Annotated in this window: 12 protein-coding genes; 9 read left to right on the forward strand and 3 right to left on the reverse strand. The window is 72.1% G+C overall.

The window, feature by feature from the left end; translation table 11 throughout:
- Nucleotides 1-39: 39 nt before the first annotated feature.
- The gene (locus tag ACIBIW_RS31465) at nt 40-249 is read left to right on the forward strand and encodes a DUF6191 domain-containing protein (RefSeq protein WP_399341026.1); all 210 of its coding nucleotides are present in this window, start codon (nt 40-42) and stop codon (nt 247-249) included.
- A 108-nt stretch (nt 250-357) separates the two neighbouring features.
- Here ACIBIW_RS31465 and ACIBIW_RS31470 read toward each other — a convergent pair whose 3' ends face one another.
- On the reverse strand, nt 358-1,494 hold the full coding sequence (locus ACIBIW_RS31470) for a PQQ-dependent sugar dehydrogenase (RefSeq protein WP_399341028.1): 1,137 nt from the start codon (nt 1,492-1,494) through the stop codon (nt 358-360).
- A gap of 200 nt (nt 1,495-1,694) precedes the next feature.
- On the opposite strand from ACIBIW_RS31470, the gene ACIBIW_RS31475 reads away from it, so the two are divergent.
- The 6 genes from ACIBIW_RS31475 to serA all read left to right on the forward strand — a co-directional run bounded on the left by ACIBIW_RS31475 (nt 1,695) and on the right by serA (nt 11,809).
- Complete coding sequence (locus ACIBIW_RS31475) at nt 1,695-2,669, forward strand: 2-hydroxyacid dehydrogenase (RefSeq protein ID WP_399341030.1); 975 nt, start codon at nt 1,695-1,697, stop codon at nt 2,667-2,669.
- Nucleotides 2,670-3,163: 494 nt separating this feature from the next.
- Nucleotides 3,164-6,016: a putative bifunctional diguanylate cyclase/phosphodiesterase gene (locus ACIBIW_RS31480; protein ID WP_399341087.1), complete on the forward strand. Its 2,853-nt coding sequence runs from the start codon at nt 3,164-3,166 to the stop codon at nt 6,014-6,016.
- 229 nt (nt 6,017-6,245) lie between these two features.
- On the forward strand, nt 6,246-8,099 hold the full coding sequence (locus ACIBIW_RS31485) for an acetolactate synthase large subunit (protein WP_399341032.1): 1,854 nt from the start codon (nt 6,246-6,248) through the stop codon (nt 8,097-8,099).
- A gap of 30 nt (nt 8,100-8,129) precedes the next feature.
- Entirely contained in the window at nt 8,130-8,654 is a 525-nt protein-coding gene (ilvN, locus tag ACIBIW_RS31490; protein WP_399341034.1) for an acetolactate synthase small subunit, read from the forward strand.
- A 243-nt stretch (nt 8,655-8,897) separates the two neighbouring features.
- Entirely contained in the window at nt 8,898-9,896 is a 999-nt protein-coding gene (gene ilvC / locus ACIBIW_RS31495; RefSeq protein ID WP_399341036.1) for a ketol-acid reductoisomerase, read from the forward strand.
- A 311-nt stretch (nt 9,897-10,207) separates the two neighbouring features.
- Nucleotides 10,208-11,809 (forward strand): phosphoglycerate dehydrogenase, encoded by a 1,602-nt coding sequence (serA, locus tag ACIBIW_RS31500; protein ID WP_399341038.1) that lies wholly within the window; start codon nt 10,208-10,210, stop codon nt 11,807-11,809.
- A 110-nt stretch (nt 11,810-11,919) separates the two neighbouring features.
- Here the strand turns inward: serA and ACIBIW_RS31505 are convergent, their stop codons facing one another.
- A complete protein-coding gene (locus ACIBIW_RS31505) occupies nt 11,920-13,383 on the reverse strand; it encodes an MFS transporter (RefSeq protein ID WP_399341089.1) in 1,464 nt (487 codons plus the stop codon).
- A gap of 249 nt (nt 13,384-13,632) precedes the next feature.
- Between ACIBIW_RS31505 and ACIBIW_RS31510 the strand changes: the two genes are divergently transcribed.
- Entirely contained in the window at nt 13,633-14,226 is a 594-nt protein-coding gene (locus tag ACIBIW_RS31510; protein ID WP_399341040.1) for a TetR/AcrR family transcriptional regulator, read from the forward strand.
- Nucleotides 14,227-14,438: 212 nt separating this feature from the next.
- Here ACIBIW_RS31510 and ACIBIW_RS31515 read toward each other — a convergent pair whose 3' ends face one another.
- Nucleotides 14,439-15,620 carry a PucR family transcriptional regulator gene (locus ACIBIW_RS31515; protein ID WP_399341042.1) on the reverse strand — a complete coding sequence of 394 codons (1,182 nt, stop codon included), beginning with the start codon at nt 15,618-15,620 and terminating at the stop codon, nt 14,439-14,441.
- Nucleotides 15,621-15,830: 210 nt separating this feature from the next.
- Here ACIBIW_RS31515 and ACIBIW_RS31520 point away from each other — a divergent pair, with 210 nt between their 5' ends.
- Complete coding sequence (locus ACIBIW_RS31520) at nt 15,831-16,757, forward strand: proline dehydrogenase family protein (protein ID WP_399341044.1); 927 nt, start codon at nt 15,831-15,833, stop codon at nt 16,755-16,757.
- The last annotated feature ends 6 nt before the right edge of the window (nt 16,758-16,763 follow it).

Here is a 16,763-nt window from a genome sequence, read left to right on the forward strand (position 1 = left end):
GGGCGTACGCTGGAGGTCTCAGCGGCCTCGGGAGGCAGCGTGTTCAACCTGATCGAGCAGCTCTTCGCGCCAGGCCGCAAGCACACCGACGACGAGCACAAGAGGCTCGAACTGACCCGCGTCGACCTCAACGACGGCGACCCGGGCCGTGGCCCGATAGACCTGGAGTCCGGCTCGGTGGTCGTACGGCTGCCGTCGCAGAAGCAGCCCGCCGCAGAGCCCGCGGCCGCGGAGGGCACGCCCACATAGCTCCCGCGAAATCCCGACTCCCGCGAAATCCCCGCGAATCGGCGGCGCAGCGCCGACAAGCGCACCGGAAAGGGCCGACCGTGAATACACGGGCCGGCCCCGCGGTCCTCAGCTCACCTGGATTTCCAGCAGCCGGTCGTCGCCCTTCTCCGGGGTCCCCCGGGAATCCGTCTCATTGGTGAGCAGCCACAGTTTGTCGCCGCCCGCCGGGACCACCGTCCGCAGCCGCCCGTACTTCTTGGTGAGGAACGCCTGCGGCTCGGCCGACACCTTGGTGCCCCGCAGCGGCACTCGCCACAGCCGTTCCCCGCGCAGCGCCGCGAGCCAGACGCTGCCGCGCGCGTAGGCGATTCCGCTCGGCGACGCCTCCGAGGTCTTCCACTGCGCCACCGGATCGTGGAATCCGGGCTTTCCCTTCTTGCCCTCCACCGTCGGCCAGCCGTAATTGTCGCCCGGCTTGATGAGGTTCAACTCGTCCCAGGTGTCCTGCCCGAACTCGGAGGCCCAGAGGTTCTTGTGGTCGTCCCAGGCGAGCCCCTGCACATTCCTGTGGCCATAGGAATACACATCGGAGTCGTCCCCGAAAGGGTTTCCCGGCGCGGGATCGCCCTCGGGGGTCAGCCGGAGGATCTTCCCGCCCAGCGCCTTCTTGTCCTGCGCCTGCTCGCCCTCGCCCGTCTCGCCCGTGGTCACGTACAGCATGCGGTCCGGGCCGAAGGCGATACGGCCGCCGTTGTGGATGGTGCCCTTCGGAATGCCGCGCAGCAATGTGTCGGGGGCGCCCAACTGCTCGCCCTCCGGCTTCTTGTCGTCGTACTCCATCCGCACCACGCGGTTGTCCGACGCGGTCGTGACATACGCGTACACCATGTGGTCGGAGGCGTACGCGGGCGACAGGGCGATGCCGAGCAGCCCGCCCTCCCCGGCCGCCGACGCCCCCGGCACCGAGCCGATCGCCGTCTTGCCGCCGGTGCGCTCGTCGATCCGGGTGATCGTGCCCTCGTCGCGCGAGGAGACCAGCAGGCCGCCCTGCGGCAGCGGGGCGAGGCCCCACGGCGACTTCAGGTCCTTGGCGACCGTCCGCAGCACCTTCACGGAGCCCTTCGCCGGCGGCGCCTGCTCCGTCACCGACGCCGAGGGGGCGGGCTTCGTGGTCGCGGGGGAGCGGTCGGGGGAGTCCCCGTCCCCGCCCCCCGACGAGCAGCCCGCGGCGCACAGGAGGGCGGCGGCCAACAGGGCCGTCACGGCTGGACGTTGCACGATGGGGTTCCCTTCGAAGACACGGCATCGGCGGCTGTGCCCTTCCTACACCGCCTGCCCCTCCTGGTTCCCCGTCCCGGCCGGTTCCCCACGGGGCGATTCCCCGAACACCCGAACGCGGCCGCCCCGGCCCGGCGCCGACCGGGGCCCAGGCCCCCCGAAGCCCGGGGCATAGCCTCCTGGCCATGAGCGCAACAGATGTCTGGCTGGCCATTCCCGAAGCGGAGATCGACGGGCTCCCCGGGAACCTCACCTACCACTTCTGGGACGGCGGCCCCGACGCCTCGGGCCCCGACGCCGCCCCCGACTACCCCGCCGACCCGGCGAACTGCGCCTTCTACGTCGTCCCGTACATGAAGCCCGCCCCCGCCAGGACCGGGCCGCTGCCCCTGATGAAGCACCTCGACGTCGTCCAGACCCTCACCGCGGGCGTCGACGACATGCTTCCGCACCTGGCCTCCCTGCCGCCCGGCGTGCGCCTGTGCAACGCCCGCGGCGTCCACGAGACCAGCACCGCGGAACTGGCCCTCACCCTGATACTCGCCTCGCTGCGCGGCATCCCCGGCTTCGTCCGCGACCAGGACGCCGGGCGCTGGCCCACCGGCGTCTTCCGGCCCGCGCTCGCCGACAGGACCGTCCTGATCGTCGGCTACGGCGCCATCGGCTCCGCCGTCGAGGACCGGCTCGTGCCCTTCGAGGTCGCGCCGGTCCTGCGCGTCGCGCGCTCCGCGCGCACCACGACGCGCGGCCCCGTGCACCAACTCTCCGATCTTCCCGACCTCCTGCCCCGCGCCGACGTCGTCGTCCTCACCACGCCCCTCGACGACTCCACCCGCGGCCTGGTCGACGCGGACTTCCTCGCCCGCATGAAGGACGGCGCGCTCCTCGTCAACGTCGCGCGCGGGGGCGTCGTCGACACCGCCGCCCTGCTCGGCGAGTTGGAGAGCGGCAGGATCACCGCCGCCCTCGACGTCACCGACCCCGAGCCGCTGCCGCCAGGGCACCCCCTCTGGAGCGCCCCCGGCGCCCTCGTCAGCCCCCATGTCGGCGGCCCGAGCACGGCGTTCGCACCCCGCGCGAGGCGGCTGCTCGCCGACCAGCTCACCCGCTGGGCCGAGGGGCGCCCGCTGCGCAACGTGGTGGCGACCGCCGGGCGCTGAGACACGGCGGGCGGGGCCCCTTACCCCGCCCGCCGCGCCCCGGAACCCGAACGGAAAAACCCGAAAGTGAGCCCCCTCGGAGGCGTACCGCACCGCCAGGACGGAAAAAAATCCGACGAGTTTTCCGCCACTGGCGACACACCCGACACGGTGTGCGTTCCCTCGAATGCGCGGCGTGTTCATATGGCCCTGGTTGGTCACACAGAGTAGAGGGGCTATGTCGCTGAGTGACGAACCTGGTGTATCGTCCCCGTCAGGGGGCTGCGCCGAGCACATCCGGCGCCGGGGACAAGGCACCCAGACCTGCGAGGGGGGCGACGGGCGATGCACGACCCAGGGACGAGGATTTCGATGCGGCGAAGCCGCCGAGGGGGGCCCTTAGCCACCCCGGCGATCTTCAACAGCCGCCCGCGCACGACCACATCCGCCCGCCGCGAGGCGGCGCCCGACCGAGGAGCGGGGCGGTGAGTTCGCCCGCGCTGCCCGCCCGCCGGATGATGACCGGCCAGGGGCGCGGCCTGTTCTCACAGATGGCGCTCGTCCTCGTCTGCGGCGGCTACGCGATCGGCGCCGCCCTCGGCTGGGGCTCGAACCGCCTGGCCCTGATCATGGGCGACTTCGGGCTGAGCCTCGCCGCGATCACCGCGGCGGTCTCCTGCTTCCTGTACGGGCGCTCCCGCCAGAGCCGCTTCCGCTCGGCCTGGCTGCTGTTCGCGTTCTCCGCCCTGATGGCCTCGCTCGGCAACGGCGTCTGGGGATGGTATGAGGTGGTGCTCCAGCGCCCCGTCCCCAGCCCGAGCTGCGCCGACCTGTTCTTCCTCTGCTTCGCGCCACCGGCCATCGTCGGCCTGCTCGTCCTCGCCAAACGGCCCCTGACCAAGGCCGGATGGACCTGCCTCGCCCTCGACGCCTGGCTCATCGGCGGCTCTCTGCTCACGCTCTCCTGGAGCCTCGCCCTGGCCCGCACCGCGCGCGTCAGCGGCCAGAGCGTCCGCGACGCGGCGCTCTCCCTCGCCTATCCGCTGCTGGACATCGTCCTCGTCAGCATGGTGCTCGTGCTCCACTTCAGGCGCTCCTCGGTGAACCGCTCCGCGGTCAACGCCGCCATCGGCGCCCTCGCTCTGACCGTCCTGTCCGACGCGCTGTTCACCTCCCCGCTCATGCACACCAGCTACCGCTCAGGCCAGTTGCTCGACGCCGGCTGGTTCGCGGGCTCCCTGCTGCTGGCCTACGCGCCCTGGGCCGCCGCCCGGCAGCCCGAGCCCAGGCCCCCCGCCGACCCCGAGCAGCACGAGTCCGACGACCCGCTCGACGACAGGGCCCCCGGCGGGCAGGCGCAGGGCCGCTACCCGTACACCCGGCCCATCGCGGGCCCGCTCGCCGCCCTCGCGCCCTACCTGGCCGCCGCCGTCTGCACCCTGGGCATCCTGTGCAACGTCCTGGACGGCCGCAGCGTCGACCGCGTCGTGCTCTTCACCGCCTGCACCGTCGTCCTCGCCCTGGTCGTCAGGCAGGGCATCATGCTCGTCGACAACATCGCCCTCACCCAGGAACTGGCCCAGAAGGAGAACCACTTCCGCTCCCTGGTCCAGGGTTCGAGCGACGTCATCATGATCGCCGCACCCGACGGGGTGCTCCAGTACGTCAGCCCCGCCGCCGCCGGGGTCTACGGGCGCGGCGCCGAGGAACTCGTCGGCTCCGAACTGTCCGCCCTCATCCACCCCGACGACCTCGGCGGCGTCCTCCACGAGGTCCGCCGCTTCCTGACCGCGAGGCCGCACCAGGAGCCCACCACCCGTATCGAGTGCCGCTTCAGGTCGGGCGACGGCCAGTGGCTCAACGTGGAGTCCACCGTCAACCGCCACCAGGGCGGCCTCATCCTCAACAGCCGCGACGTCACCGAGCGCGTCAGGCTCCAGGCCCAGCTCCAGCACAGCGCCGAGCACGACGCGCTCACCGACCTGCCCAACCGCGCCCTGTTCACCCGCCGCGTCGGCCTCGCCCTCGGCGGTCGGCGCACCACGGACCGCGGCACCGCCGTCCTCTTCATCGACCTCGACGGCTTCAAGGGCGTCAACGACTCCATCGGCCACCAGGCCGGGGACGAACTCCTCGTCCAGGCCGCCCGCCGCCTCCAGGAGGCCGTGCGCCAGGGCGACACCGCCGCCCGCCTCGGCGGCGACGAGTTCGCCGCCCTCGTACTCGGCGACGGCAGCAGCGACCACACCTCCCGCGAACAGCACATCTACGAGCTGGCCGACCGGCTGCGCGCCGCGCTCTCCCGCCCGTACAGCATCGGAGGCAACGACGTACGTGTCGCCGCCTCCATCGGCGTAGCCTTCGCCGAGCCCGGCCTCACCGCCGGGGAACTGCTGCGCAACGCCGACCTCGCCATGTACCGCGCCAAGGCCGCGGGCAAGGGCCGCGTCGAGCTGTACGCGCCCCAGATGCAGGCCGACGTCGTCCGCAAGGCCCAGCTCGCGGGGCGGCTGCGCAGTGCCCTCCAGGACGGCGAGTTCACCCTGCTCCACCAGCCCATGGTCAGCCTCACCAGCGGCAGCATCGTCTCCGTCAGCGCCCAGGCGCGCTGGCGCTCGGCCCAGGGCGTCCTGTTCACCCCCACCGAGTTCCTGCGCGTCGCCGACGACAGCGACCGCGCCGTCGAGATCAGCCGCTGGCTGCTCGAACAGGCCACGGAGCAGGCCGCCGAGCGCGCCAGCACCGGACACGCGGTGCCCGTCGTCGTCAACATGAGCGCCCGCCGCCTCCTCGACCGCGGCCTCCCGCTCTCCGGCATCGAGGCCCTGCTCACCCGCCACGGCCTGCCGCCCGGCGCCCTCGTCGTCGAGGTCTCCTGCGCCGAGCCCGGGCTCCCCCTCGACGAACTCGAACGCCGCCTCACCGCGCTGCGCCGCCTCGGCGTCCGTATCGCCCTCGAAGGCTTCGGCAACGGCTACGCGGCGCTCACCATGCTCCGCAGACTCCCCGTCGACTGGCTCACCCTCGACCGCGACCTCGTCGAGGGCGTCGTCGAGTCACCCCGGCTGCACAAGATCACCAGCGGGCTGCTGCGCATGGCCGACGACCTCGGACTGCGCTCCGTCGCCCACGGCGTCGACCACCATCAGCAGGCACGCGTCCTGCGCGACATGGGCTGCACCCACGCCCAGGGCATGGCCTTCTCGGGGCCCCTCGACGAGTACCGGCTGCGCAGAGCCCTCGCCACCGGCCATTTCCCCGTCCCCCGCACCCCCGCAGAGCCCGTCCTCGCCGTCGGCGCCCTGCCCGTCTACACAGGACACAGCACCGGACTCTCACACAGTGAGACGCCCGTCCCACCTCCTTGACACGTGAAGCGCGCCGGGGGGAAGCTCTGAGCCATGCGCACCCGAATTCTCGTACTTGGACAGCGCGTCGGTTGAGCCGGGCCTCTGAGACCCCGCGAATCGCACCGGCGCGCTCCCCTCGCTTGCCTCCTGGCACGAGGGGTTTTTTGTTGCATACGCACCCCCCGTACGCCGCCCTTTCCCGCACAGCCACAGCACCGCCCACTTCAGCATCGAGAAGAGAATGCCGATGACCGAGCAGGCTTCTGGAGCCCACCATCCGCAGCCGCGGCCACGTTCCTCTGGTCAGTCCCCCGCCCCCGTCGAGCACGTGACCGGCGCGCAGGCCCTCATCCGCTCTCTCGAAGAAGTAGGCGCCGACACCGTCTTCGGCATCCCAGGCGGCGCCATCCTCCCCGCCTACGACCCGCTGATGGACTCCAGCCGCGTCCGGCACATCCTGGTCCGCCACGAGCAGGGCGCGGGCCACGCCGCCACCGGCTACGCCCAGGCCACCGGCAAGGTCGGCGTCTGCATGGCCACCTCGGGTCCCGGCGCCACCAACCTGGTCACCCCCATCGCCGACGCCAACCTCGACTCCGTCCCGCTCGTCGCCATCACAGGACAGGTCGCCACCAACCTGATCGGCACCGACGGCTTCCAGGAAGCCGACATCGTCGGCATCACCATGCCGATCACCAAGCACAACTGGCTGGTCAAGGAAGCGGCGGACATCCCGAGGACCATCGCGGAGGCGTTCCACATCGCCTCCACGGGACGCCCGGGCCCCGTCCTCGTCGACATCGCCAAGGACGCCCTCCAGGCACAGACCACGTTCTCCTGGCCGCCCGCACTCGACCTGCCCGGCTACCGCCCGGTCACCAAGCCGCACGCCAAGCAGATCCGCGAGGCCGCCCGGCTGATCACCCAGGCCAGGCGGCCCGTGCTCTACGTCGGCGGCGGCGTCCTGAAGGCCGGCGCCACCGCGGAGCTGAAGGTCCTCGCCGAGCTGACCGGCGCGCCCGTCACCACCACCCTGATGGCGCTCGGCGCGTTCCCCGACAGCCACCCGCTGCACGTCGGCATGCCCGGGATGCACGGCTCCGTCACCGCCGTCACCGCCCTCCAGAAGTCCGACCTGATCATCGCCCTCGGCGCCCGCTTCGACGACCGCGTCACCGGCAAGCTCGACGGCTTCGCCCCGTACGCCAAGGTCGTCCACGCCGACGTCGACCCCGCCGAGATCGGCAAGAACCGCGCGGTCGACGTGCCGATCGTCGGCGACGCGCGCGAGGTCATCGCCGACCTGGTGCAGGCCGTCCAGCGCGAGCACAGCGAGGGCCGCACCGGCGACTACAGCGCCTGGTGGAAGGACATCGGCCGCTGGCGCGACACCTACCCGCTGGGCTACGAGCACCCCGCCGACGGCTCCCTCGCCCCCCAGCAGGTCATCGAGCGCATCGGCCGGCTCGCGCCCGAGGGCACGATCTTCGCCGCGGGCGTCGGCCAGCACCAGATGTGGGCCGCCCACTTCATCGACTACGAGCGGCCCGCGACGTGGCTCAACTCCGGCGGCGCCGGCACCATGGGCTACGCCGTCCCCGCCGCCATGGGCGCCAAGGCGGGCCGCCCCGAGCGCGCCGTCTGGGCCATCGACGGCGACGGCTGCTTCCAGATGACCAACCAGGAACTCACCACCTGCGCCCTCAACAACATCCCGATCAAGGTCGCCATCATCAACAACGGCAGCCTCGGCATGGTGCGCCAGTGGCAGGCGCTCTTCTACAACCAGCGCTACTCCAACACCGTCCTGCACAGCGGCCCCGAGCACGACGGCATCGCCCCGAGCAGCGGCACCCGTATCCCGGACTTCGTGCGGCTCTCCCAGGCCATGGGGTGCGTGGCGATGCGCTGCGAGCGCCCCGAGGACCTCGACAAGGTCATCGCCGAGGCCAACGCGATCAACGACCGCCCCGTGGTGGTCGACTTCATCGTCCACCAGGACGCCCAGGTCTGGCCCATGGTCGCCGCCGGCACCTCCAACGACGAGATCATGGCCGCCCGCGACGTCCGCCCCGACTTCGGCGACAGCGCCGACGACTGACACGACGAGAGCGAAAGAGAGCCACATCCCATGTCCAAGCACACGCTCTCCGTGCTGGTCGAGAACACCCCGGGCGTCCTCGCCAGGATCACCGCCCTGTTCTCCCGCCGCGGCTTCAACATCGACTCGCTCGCGGTGGGCACCACCGAGCACCCCGACATCTCCCGCATCACCATCGTGGTGACCGTGGAGGACCTGCCGCTCGAACAGGTCACCAAGCAGCTCAACAAGCTCGTCAACGTCCTCAAGATCGTCGAGCTGGAGCCGGGCTCCGCCGTGCAGTTGGAACTGGTCCTGGTCAAGGTCAGGGCGGACAACGAGACCAGGTCCCAGATCGTCGAGATCGTCCGGCTCTTCCGGGCGCGTACGGTGGACGTGTCGCCCGAGGCCATCACCATCGAGGCGACGGGATCGAGCGACAAGCTGGAGGCCATGCTCAAGATGCTGGAGGGCTTCGGCATCAAGGAGCTGGTCCAGTCCGGCACCATCGCGATCGGCCGCGGCGCCCGCTCGATCACCGACCGCAGTCTGCGCGCGCTCGACCGCAGCGCCTGACCGCGCACGCCGATGGCCGGTGGCCGCCGCCCGGGGGCGGCCACCGGCCGCCGCGGCACTAGCCTGGTGCCCGGCCGCGGCGCCGCCCCATCGGGCGGCCCGGCCGGGCGAGAGCCGCGCGGAGGAACCCACAGGACCTCGCTCCGCGCCGCCGCCGCGCCGCCCCCGCAGCACCACCCCGAGCCATCCCCCGACCCCGCCGTACGGCGGGACGCGACACCAGCAACTGAGGAGAGTCCCAAAGTGGCCGAGCTGTTCTACGACGACGACGCCGACCTGTCCATCATCCAGAGCCGCAAGGTCGCGGTCATCGGCTACGGGAGCCAGGGCCACGCGCACGCGCTGTCGCTGCGCGACTCCGGTGTCGACGTCCGCGTCGGCCTGCACGAGGGCTCGAAGTCCAGGGTCAAGGCCGAGGAGCAGGGCCTGCGCGTCGTCACCCCCGCCGAGGCCGCCGCCGAGGCCGACGTGATCATGATCCTGGTGCCCGACCCGATCCAGGGCCGCGTCTACGAGGAGTCCATCGCGGCCCACCTCGACGACGGCGACGCGATCTTCTTCGGACACGGCCTCAACATCCGCTTCGGCTTCGTCAAGCCCCCGGCCAACGTCGACGTCTGCATGGTCGCCCCCAAGGGCCCGGGCCACCTGGTGCGCCGCCAGTACGAGGAGGGCCGCGGCGTGCCGTGTATCGCGGCCGTCGAGCAGGACGCCAGCGGGAACGCCTTCCCGCTCGCCCTGTCCTACGCGAAGGCCATCGGCGGCACCCGCGCCGGCGTGATCAAGACGACCTTCACCGAGGAGACGGAGACCGACCTCTTCGGCGAGCAGGCCGTGCTCTGCGGCGGCACCTCCGCCCTGGTCAAGGCCGGTTTCGAGACCCTGGTCGAGGCGGGCTACCAGCCCGAGATCGCCTACTTCGAGTGCCTCCACGAGCTGAAGCTGATCGTCGACCTCATGTACGAGGGCGGCCTGGAGAAGATGCGCTGGTCGGTCTCCGAGACCGCCGAGTGGGGCGACTACGTCTCGGGCCCGCGCATCATCAACGACAACACCAAGGCCGAGATGAAGAAGATCCTCGGCGAGATCCAGGACGGCAGCTTCGCCACCACCTGGATGAAGGAGTACGAGTCCGGCCTGCCGAAGTACAACGAGTACAAGAAGGCCGACGAGGAGAGCCTCATCGAGACCACGGGCAAGCGCCTGCGCAAGCTCATGAGCTGGGTCGACGAGGAGAACTAGCCGAGAAGCGGCACCCAGGGGCCGGGGAGCCCGCCCGCGCGGGAGGCTCCCCGGCGCCCCCGCGCCCGCGGGGGCCCTGACCCCTCTGCCTCGAACGGGTGATCCTTCCGCAACCGCGGATGCGCCGTCCAGATGAGCACTAGACTGCTCACCACATACGCGTCAGGCCCACAGCGTCGTGCGTCTTCCACGCGGCCAGGTGCCGCCGCTTGGCCCGTCGCGGGCCGCGAAGATCCAAGCGGCAGGACCTTCACCCTCCACCGCATGCGGCCGTCGGGACGGCCGTCCGCAAGGGACTTGTGAGGACTCACGTGAGCACTGCGTCTCAGAAACCGGTCGTACTCATCGCGGAAGAGCTGTCGCCCGCCACCGTCGACGCTCTCGGCCCCGACTTCGAGATCCGCCATTGCAACGGCGCCGACCGGGCCGAACTGCTCCCCGCCATCGCCGACGTCGACGCCATACTGATCCGCTCCGCCACCAAGGTCGACGCCGAGGCCGTGGCCGCCTCCCGCCGCCTGAAGGTCGTCGCCCGCGCCGGTGTCGGCCTCGACAACGTCGACGTGGCCGCCGCCACCAAGGCCGGCGTGATGGTCGTCAACGCCCCGACGTCCAACATCGTCACCGCCGCCGAACTGGCCTGCGGCCTCATCATCTCCACCGCGCGCAACATCCCCCAGGCCAACGGCGCGCTGAAGAACGGCGAGTGGAAGCGCTCCAAGTACACCGGCGTGGAGCTGGCCGAGAAGACCCTCGGCGTGGTCGGCCTCGGCCGCATCGGCGCCCTCGTCACCCAGCGGATGGCCGCCTTCGGCATGAAGGTCGTCGCCTACGACCCCTATGTGCAGCCCGCGCGCGCCGCGCAGATGGGCGTCAAGGTCGTCTCCCTCGACGAACTGCTCCAGGTCTCCGACTTCATCACCGTGCACCTCCCGAAGACCCCCGAGACCCTCGGCCTCATCGGGGACGAGGCGCTGCACAAGGTGAAGCCCTCCGTCCGTATCGTCAACGCCGCCCGCGGCGGCATCGTCGACGAGGAGGCGCTGTACTCGGCCCTCAAGGAGGGCCGCGTGGCCGGCGTCGGCCTCGACGTGTACGCGAAGGAGCCCTGCACGGACTCCCCGCTCTTCCAGTTCGACCAGGTCGTCTGCACGCCCCACCTCGGCGCCTCCACCGACGAGGCCCAGGAGAAGGCTGGCATCGCCGTCGCCAAGTCCGTACGGCTCGCCCTCGCCGGGGAACTCGTCCCCGACGCCGTGAACGTCCAGGGCGGCGTCATCGCCGAGGACGTGCGCCCCGGGCTGCCGCTCGCCGAGAAGCTCGGCCGGATCTTCACCGCCCTCGCGGGCGAGGTCGCCGCCCGGCTCGACGTCGAGGTCTACGGCGAGATCACCCAGCACGACGTCAAGGTGCTCGAACTCTCCGCCCTCAAGGGCGTCTTCGAGGACGTCGTCGACGAGACGGTCTCCTACGTCAACGCCCCGCTGTTCGCCCAGGAGCGCGGCGTCGAGGTCCGCCTGACCACCAGCAGCGAGTCCCCCAACCACCGCAACGTGGTCACCGTCCGCGGCACCCTCGCCGACGGCCAGGAGGTCTCCGTCTCCGGCACGCTCAGCGGCCCCAAGAACAACCAGAAGATCGTCGCCATCGGCGACCACGACCTGGACCTGGCGCTCGCCGACCACATGATCGTGCTGAGCTACGAGGACCGGCCCGGCGTCGTCGGCGCCGTGGGCCGCGTCCTCGGCGAGGGCGACATCAACATCGCCGGAATGCAGGTGTCCCGCTCCGGCCAGGGCGGCGAGGCGCTCGCCGTGCTGACCGTCGACGACACCGTCGCCCAGCCCGTGGTGACCGAACTCGCCAGCGAGATCGGCGCCACCTCCGCCCGCTCCGTCAACCTGACGGACTGAGGCCGAGGCAGCCAGCGGCAGAGCGCGCCCCGCGGAGAACACGGGGCGCGCAGCCATGACAGCGGCGCGCACGGCACGGCCCCGAGCGGGGCGCGCACACCGGCGCCCGCTCACTCGCCCGCTTCGGAATCGGCCCTGGTGCGCTCGGAGCGCCGTTCCCGCAGGGCCCGTACGGAGGAGAGCGCCGCGGCCAGCAGCAGCACCGCGCCCGCGGCGGCCCCCGCGTTCATGCCGTCGGTGAAGGCGCCGCGCGCCACGTCGGCCAGCGCGCCCCCGGCGGCCGAGGGCAGCTCCCTGACGACGGCGAGCGCCCCGCCGAGGGTCTCGCGCGCCGGAGCGGGCGCGTCCCCCGGAATCCGGTGGTGGTAGACGGCGGTGCCGATCGAGCCGAGCACCGCCATCCCCAGCGCGCCGCCGAACTCCTGCCCGGTCTCCAGCAGCGACGACGCGCTGCCCGCGCGCTCCACCGGCACGAGGCCCAGCGCCAGATCCGTCATCTGCGACATCACGGTCACGATCCCGGCCGCCAGCACCCCCGCGCCGCCGAGCACCGTCCACAGCGAGTCGGCGCCCGCGAGCGCCAGCAGCGCGTACCCGGCGGCGGCCACCGCGAAGCCCGCGGTGACCACGTGCCCGCGCGGGACGCCGCGCTGCACCAGGGCGCCCGACGTCGGCGCCGCGATCCCGACCAGTACCGACGGCACCAGTGACCACAGGGCGGCCTCCATGGGGCTCTTGCCGAGCACCGACTGGAGGTACTGCGTCGTGAAGTACGCGGAGCCCATCATCGCGAACGACGCCACCAGGTTCAGCGACAGCGCCGAGCCGAAGCCCCGCGACCGGAACAGCGACGGGTCGACCATGGGCGAGGCGGCCGTGCGCTGACGGCGCACGAACAGCAGCAGGAACACCAGCCCGGCGACCAGCGACAGCACGTACCGCGTCTGGAAGCCCTCGGACGGTATCTCCTTGAGCCCGTACACGAGCGGCAGTACGGCGGCCATCGACAGCGGCACGCTCACCAGGTCGAACCGGCCCGGGCGCGCGCTCCGCGACGCGGGCAGCAGCAGCGGTCCGAGCACCAGCAGCAGCGCCATCGCGGGCAGGTTGACCAGGAACACCGAGCCCCACCAGAAGTGCTCCACCAGCACCCCGCTGAGCACCGAGCCGAAGGCGACGCCCCCGGCCATCACCGCCGACCAGATCCCGATGGCCCGGGCGCGCTGGCGGGCGTCGCGGAACATGGTGCGCACCAGGGCCATCGTGGACGGCATCAGGGTGGCGCCGCCGACGCCCAGCACCGCGCGGGCCGCGATCAGCGCCTCGGGGGTACGCGCGTACGCCGCCGCCACCGAGGCCGCGCCGAACGCCGCCGCGCCCGCGAGCAGCAGCCTGCGCCGCCCGAAGCGGTCGCCGAGCGCCCCCATGGTCATCAGCAGCCCGGACAGCACGAAGCCGTACACGTCGAAGATCCACAGTTGCTGGACGCCGCTCGGCTCCAGGTCGGCGCTGATCGCGGGCACCGCGAAGTACAGCACCGAGACGTCCATGGAGACCAGCAGCAGCGGGAGCATCAGCACCGCGAGCGCGATCCACTCCCGCCGCCCGGCACGCGGCCGGTCGGACTGCGGGTCCTGCTCGGCCGTCGCCGGGGGCTCCGAGGGGCCGGGGGGAGGCGCGTGGGTCGTCCTGTGGTGCTCGCCGCTGGGCGTCGTCGCGTTCGTCATGGGCAGGAATATACGCACGTATAAAACGCTTGTCTATGACACTTGTTTAAAACGTCCGTATAAGACGATCGTGTGAGACGGCGGTAGGGTGCTGCCATGGGACATCGCGAGGATCTGCTCGAAGGCGCGAAACGGTGCCTGCTCGACAAGGGGTTCGCCCGCACCACGGCGCGCGACATCGTGCGGGAGTCGGGCACGAACCTGGCGTCGATCGGCTACCACTACGGCTCCAAGGACGCCCTGCTCGCCAAGGCGTGCATCTCCCTCGTCGAGGAGATCGGCGCCAGCTTCGCGCCCGGCGAGACCGTCACCAGCGAGCACGCGCCGGGGTCGGCCGAGCGCTTCCAGGAGATGTGGGACCGCGTCCTGCACTCCTTCACCGACGAGCGGATGCGGGCGATCTGGATGCTCTCCCTCGCGGTCACCACCGAGATCGACCGGATGCCCGAGGTGCGGCGGCTGCTGGGGGAGGCGCAGCGTGACGCCCGCTCGGGCCTGGTGCCGATGTTCAGCGGCGTCGCCGAGGGCGACCTCGACGAGGAGACCGTCGAGACCGAGGGCCGCCTCTACATCACCCTCCTCAACGGCCTGATGGTCCAGTGGCTCTTCGACGAGAACTCCGCCACCACCGCGGAACAGCTCACCGCGGGCATGCGGCGGATCGCGGGGGCGATGACCGGGCAGACCTGACCGGCCCGACCGGCCGCCTCCTGCCACGCGGGCCCGCACCGTTTCGCTACGTGGCCCGCACCATCGCCGCTACGTGGCCCCGCGCCGCCGCGCTCCGCAGCCCCGCACCGTCCCCGCTACGTCCCTCCCCACGTCGCGCTACGTCGCCGCACCCCGACGTCGCCGCCACGCAGCCCCCCTGCCACGTAGCCACGCCGCCGCAGGCGCGCCGTTCACAGCCGTGCCCGCTTCAATGCCATGTGCAGCAGCAGGCGGTCCTCGCCCTCGTTCAGGTCGAGGCCCGTCAACTGCTCGACGCGGGAGAGGCGGTAGTAGAGCGTCTGGCGGTGGATGCCGAGGGCGGCGGCCGAGCGGCCCGCCTGCCCGGCGCAGTCCAGGTAGACCTCCGCCGTGCGGGCCAGGTCGCCGTGTGCGGGCTCCAGCAGCCCGCGCACCGCCTCGTCGTCCTCCAGGGTGCCCGGCAGCGCCGTCAGCAGCCGGTACGGGCCGATCTCCGCCCACCGCGCCACCGGCCAGAACCGGTCCTCTGCCAGCGCGGCCCGCGCCGCCGCCACCGCCTCGCGCCAGGTGTCGCCGAGCCCGGCGAGCCCCGCGCGCGCCGCGCCGATCCCGGCCGCTACGTGGCCGGCGTCGCGCCGCCCCGCGCCGCCGCCCGGCGCCGCGGCCCGCAGCCGCTCCGCCGCCGTCACCGCGGGCGCCAGCACCTCGTGCCCCGGCAGCCGCATCAGCACCGCGAGGCCCTGCCGCGCCACGCCCCACGGCACCGTGCACAGCGCCGCCGCCCCCGGCACCGTACGCACCGACGGCGCGTCGCCCGGGTCGGCCGAGGGCCACGGCACCACGCACAGCAGTGTGTGCGGGCCCTCCGCGCCGGGACCGAGCCCGGTGCGCAGCGCCGCAAGCTCCATGTCCTGGCGCCACCCGGGCTCCGCCGTCAGCACCGCGCGCAGTTCCCTGCTCAGGTCGGCGCCCGCGCGCTCCTCGTCGGCCAGCAGCGTCCCGATGCGCCCGGCCACCTCCATCGCCTCGGAGAGCTGCCCCGCGGTGGGCCCCGGATCGCCGTCCAGCAGCCACACGTAGCCGAGCACGACACCCCCATGGCGTACCGGCAGGCAGATCCTTCCGCGGTTCACCCCGGTCTCGGGGCCGGGCGGGATGCGCACCGGGCCCGTCGCGCGCGCGATGCCGAAGCCCTCGAACCAGGCGCGTACGTCCGCCGTGGAGCGCCGGGTCAGGATGGAGCGGGTGCGCACCGGGTCGAGCGCGGCGCCTGCCTCGTCGATGTCCTGGGCGCCGAAGGCGATCAGCCCGAAGTCGCGGTTCTCCAGCGTCGCCGGGGCGCCGATCAGCGCCGAGATCTCGTCGACAAGCTCCTGGTAGTCACCCTGCACCATGCCGCCCTCGCTCGCTCGCCCCCGCGGGCCCATTCTCCACCAGGAACCGCGGTCTTCATACAGATGTCTGAGATCTGGGCCACGGATGCGTGACAGGTGTCGCTGGCGGGCCCCGCGGAAGATCAATAGCCTTCTGTACAGCAGCTTTCCCACCGGGACCCGGCGGTTTCGCCGTCCCCGTGGGAGATCTACCTCGCAGTGGAGGCGCCCATGTTCGGCCCCGTGATCCTCGCCGCGGCACGCAGCGGCGGCATGCGCAGGCTGGTCTCGTCCGCCCCCGTCACCCGGCCCGTGGTCGACCGGTTCGTGGCGGGGGAGTCCGTGGCCGCCGTGCTCCCCGCCGTCAAGGAGATGACGGGCCAGGGCCTCGACGTCACCCTCGACGTGCTCGGCGAGGACGTCACGTCGCCCGCCGAGGCGACACGCGCGCGTGACGCCTATCTGCGCCTCGTCGACGCCCTCGGACCGCTCGGCCTCAAGACGCGCGCCGAGATGTCCGTCAAACTCTCCTCCTTCGGCCAGGCGCTCCCCGGCGGCCACGACATCGCCCTCGGCCACGCCACCGACGTCGCGGAGGCCGCCGAGGCCATCGGCACGGTCCTCACCCTCGACATGGAGGACCACACCACCACCGACTCCACGCTCGCCGTCCACACATCGCTGCGCGAGCGCTTCCCCGGCACCGGCGCCGTCGTGCAGTCGTACCTCTTCCGCACCGAGGACGACTGCCGCGACCTGGCGCGCTCCGGCGCCCGCGTCCGCCTCGTCAAGGGCGCCTACCGTGAGCCCGCCGACGTCGCGTACCAGGAGCGCGCCGACGTCGACCGCGCGTACATTCGCTGCCTGCGCATCCTCATGGAGGGCGACGGCACCCCCATGGTCGGCACCCACGACCCCCGCCTGATCTCCATCGCCCAGGAGCTGGCACGCCGCGCGGGACGCACCCCCGACCAGTACGAGTTCCAGATGCTGTACGGCATACGGAGCGACGAGCACCGCAGACTTGCCGCCGCCGGGCACCGCATGCGCGTCTACACCGCCTTCGGCACCGACTGGTACGGCTACTTCATGCGCCGCCTCGCCGAGCGCCCGGCCAACCTCGCATTCTTCCTGCGCAGCCTCACCGGCCGCGGCTGAACCCGA

The organism is Streptomyces sp. NPDC050560 (assembly GCF_044457285.1).
Classification (GTDB): domain Bacteria; phylum Actinomycetota; class Actinomycetes; order Streptomycetales; family Streptomycetaceae; genus Streptomyces.

Excerpts from the sequence above, each read along its gene's own strand:
- ACIBIW_RS31475 (WP_399341030.1), top strand. The coding sequence starts at position 1,695 with ATGAGCGCAACAGATGTCTGGCTGGCCATTCCCGAAGCGGAGATCGAC.
- ACIBIW_RS31480 (WP_399341087.1), top strand. The coding sequence starts at position 3,164 with ATGATGACCGGCCAGGGGCGCGGCCTGTTCTCACAGATGGCGCTCGTC.
- ACIBIW_RS31485 (WP_399341032.1), top strand. The coding sequence starts at position 6,246 with ATGACCGAGCAGGCTTCTGGAGCCCACCATCCGCAGCCGCGGCCACGT.
- ilvN (WP_399341034.1), top strand. The coding sequence starts at position 8,130 with ATGTCCAAGCACACGCTCTCCGTGCTGGTCGAGAACACCCCGGGCGTC.
- ACIBIW_RS31505 (WP_399341089.1), bottom strand. The coding sequence starts at position 13,383 with ATGCTCCCGCTGCTGCTGGTCTCCATGGACGTCTCGGTGCTGTACTTC.
- ACIBIW_RS31510 (WP_399341040.1), top strand. The coding sequence starts at position 13,633 with ATGGGACATCGCGAGGATCTGCTCGAAGGCGCGAAACGGTGCCTGCTC.
- ACIBIW_RS31515 (WP_399341042.1), bottom strand. The coding sequence starts at position 15,620 with ATGGTGCAGGGTGACTACCAGGAGCTTGTCGACGAGATCTCGGCGCTG.
- ACIBIW_RS31520 (WP_399341044.1), top strand. The coding sequence starts at position 15,831 with ATGTTCGGCCCCGTGATCCTCGCCGCGGCACGCAGCGGCGGCATGCGC.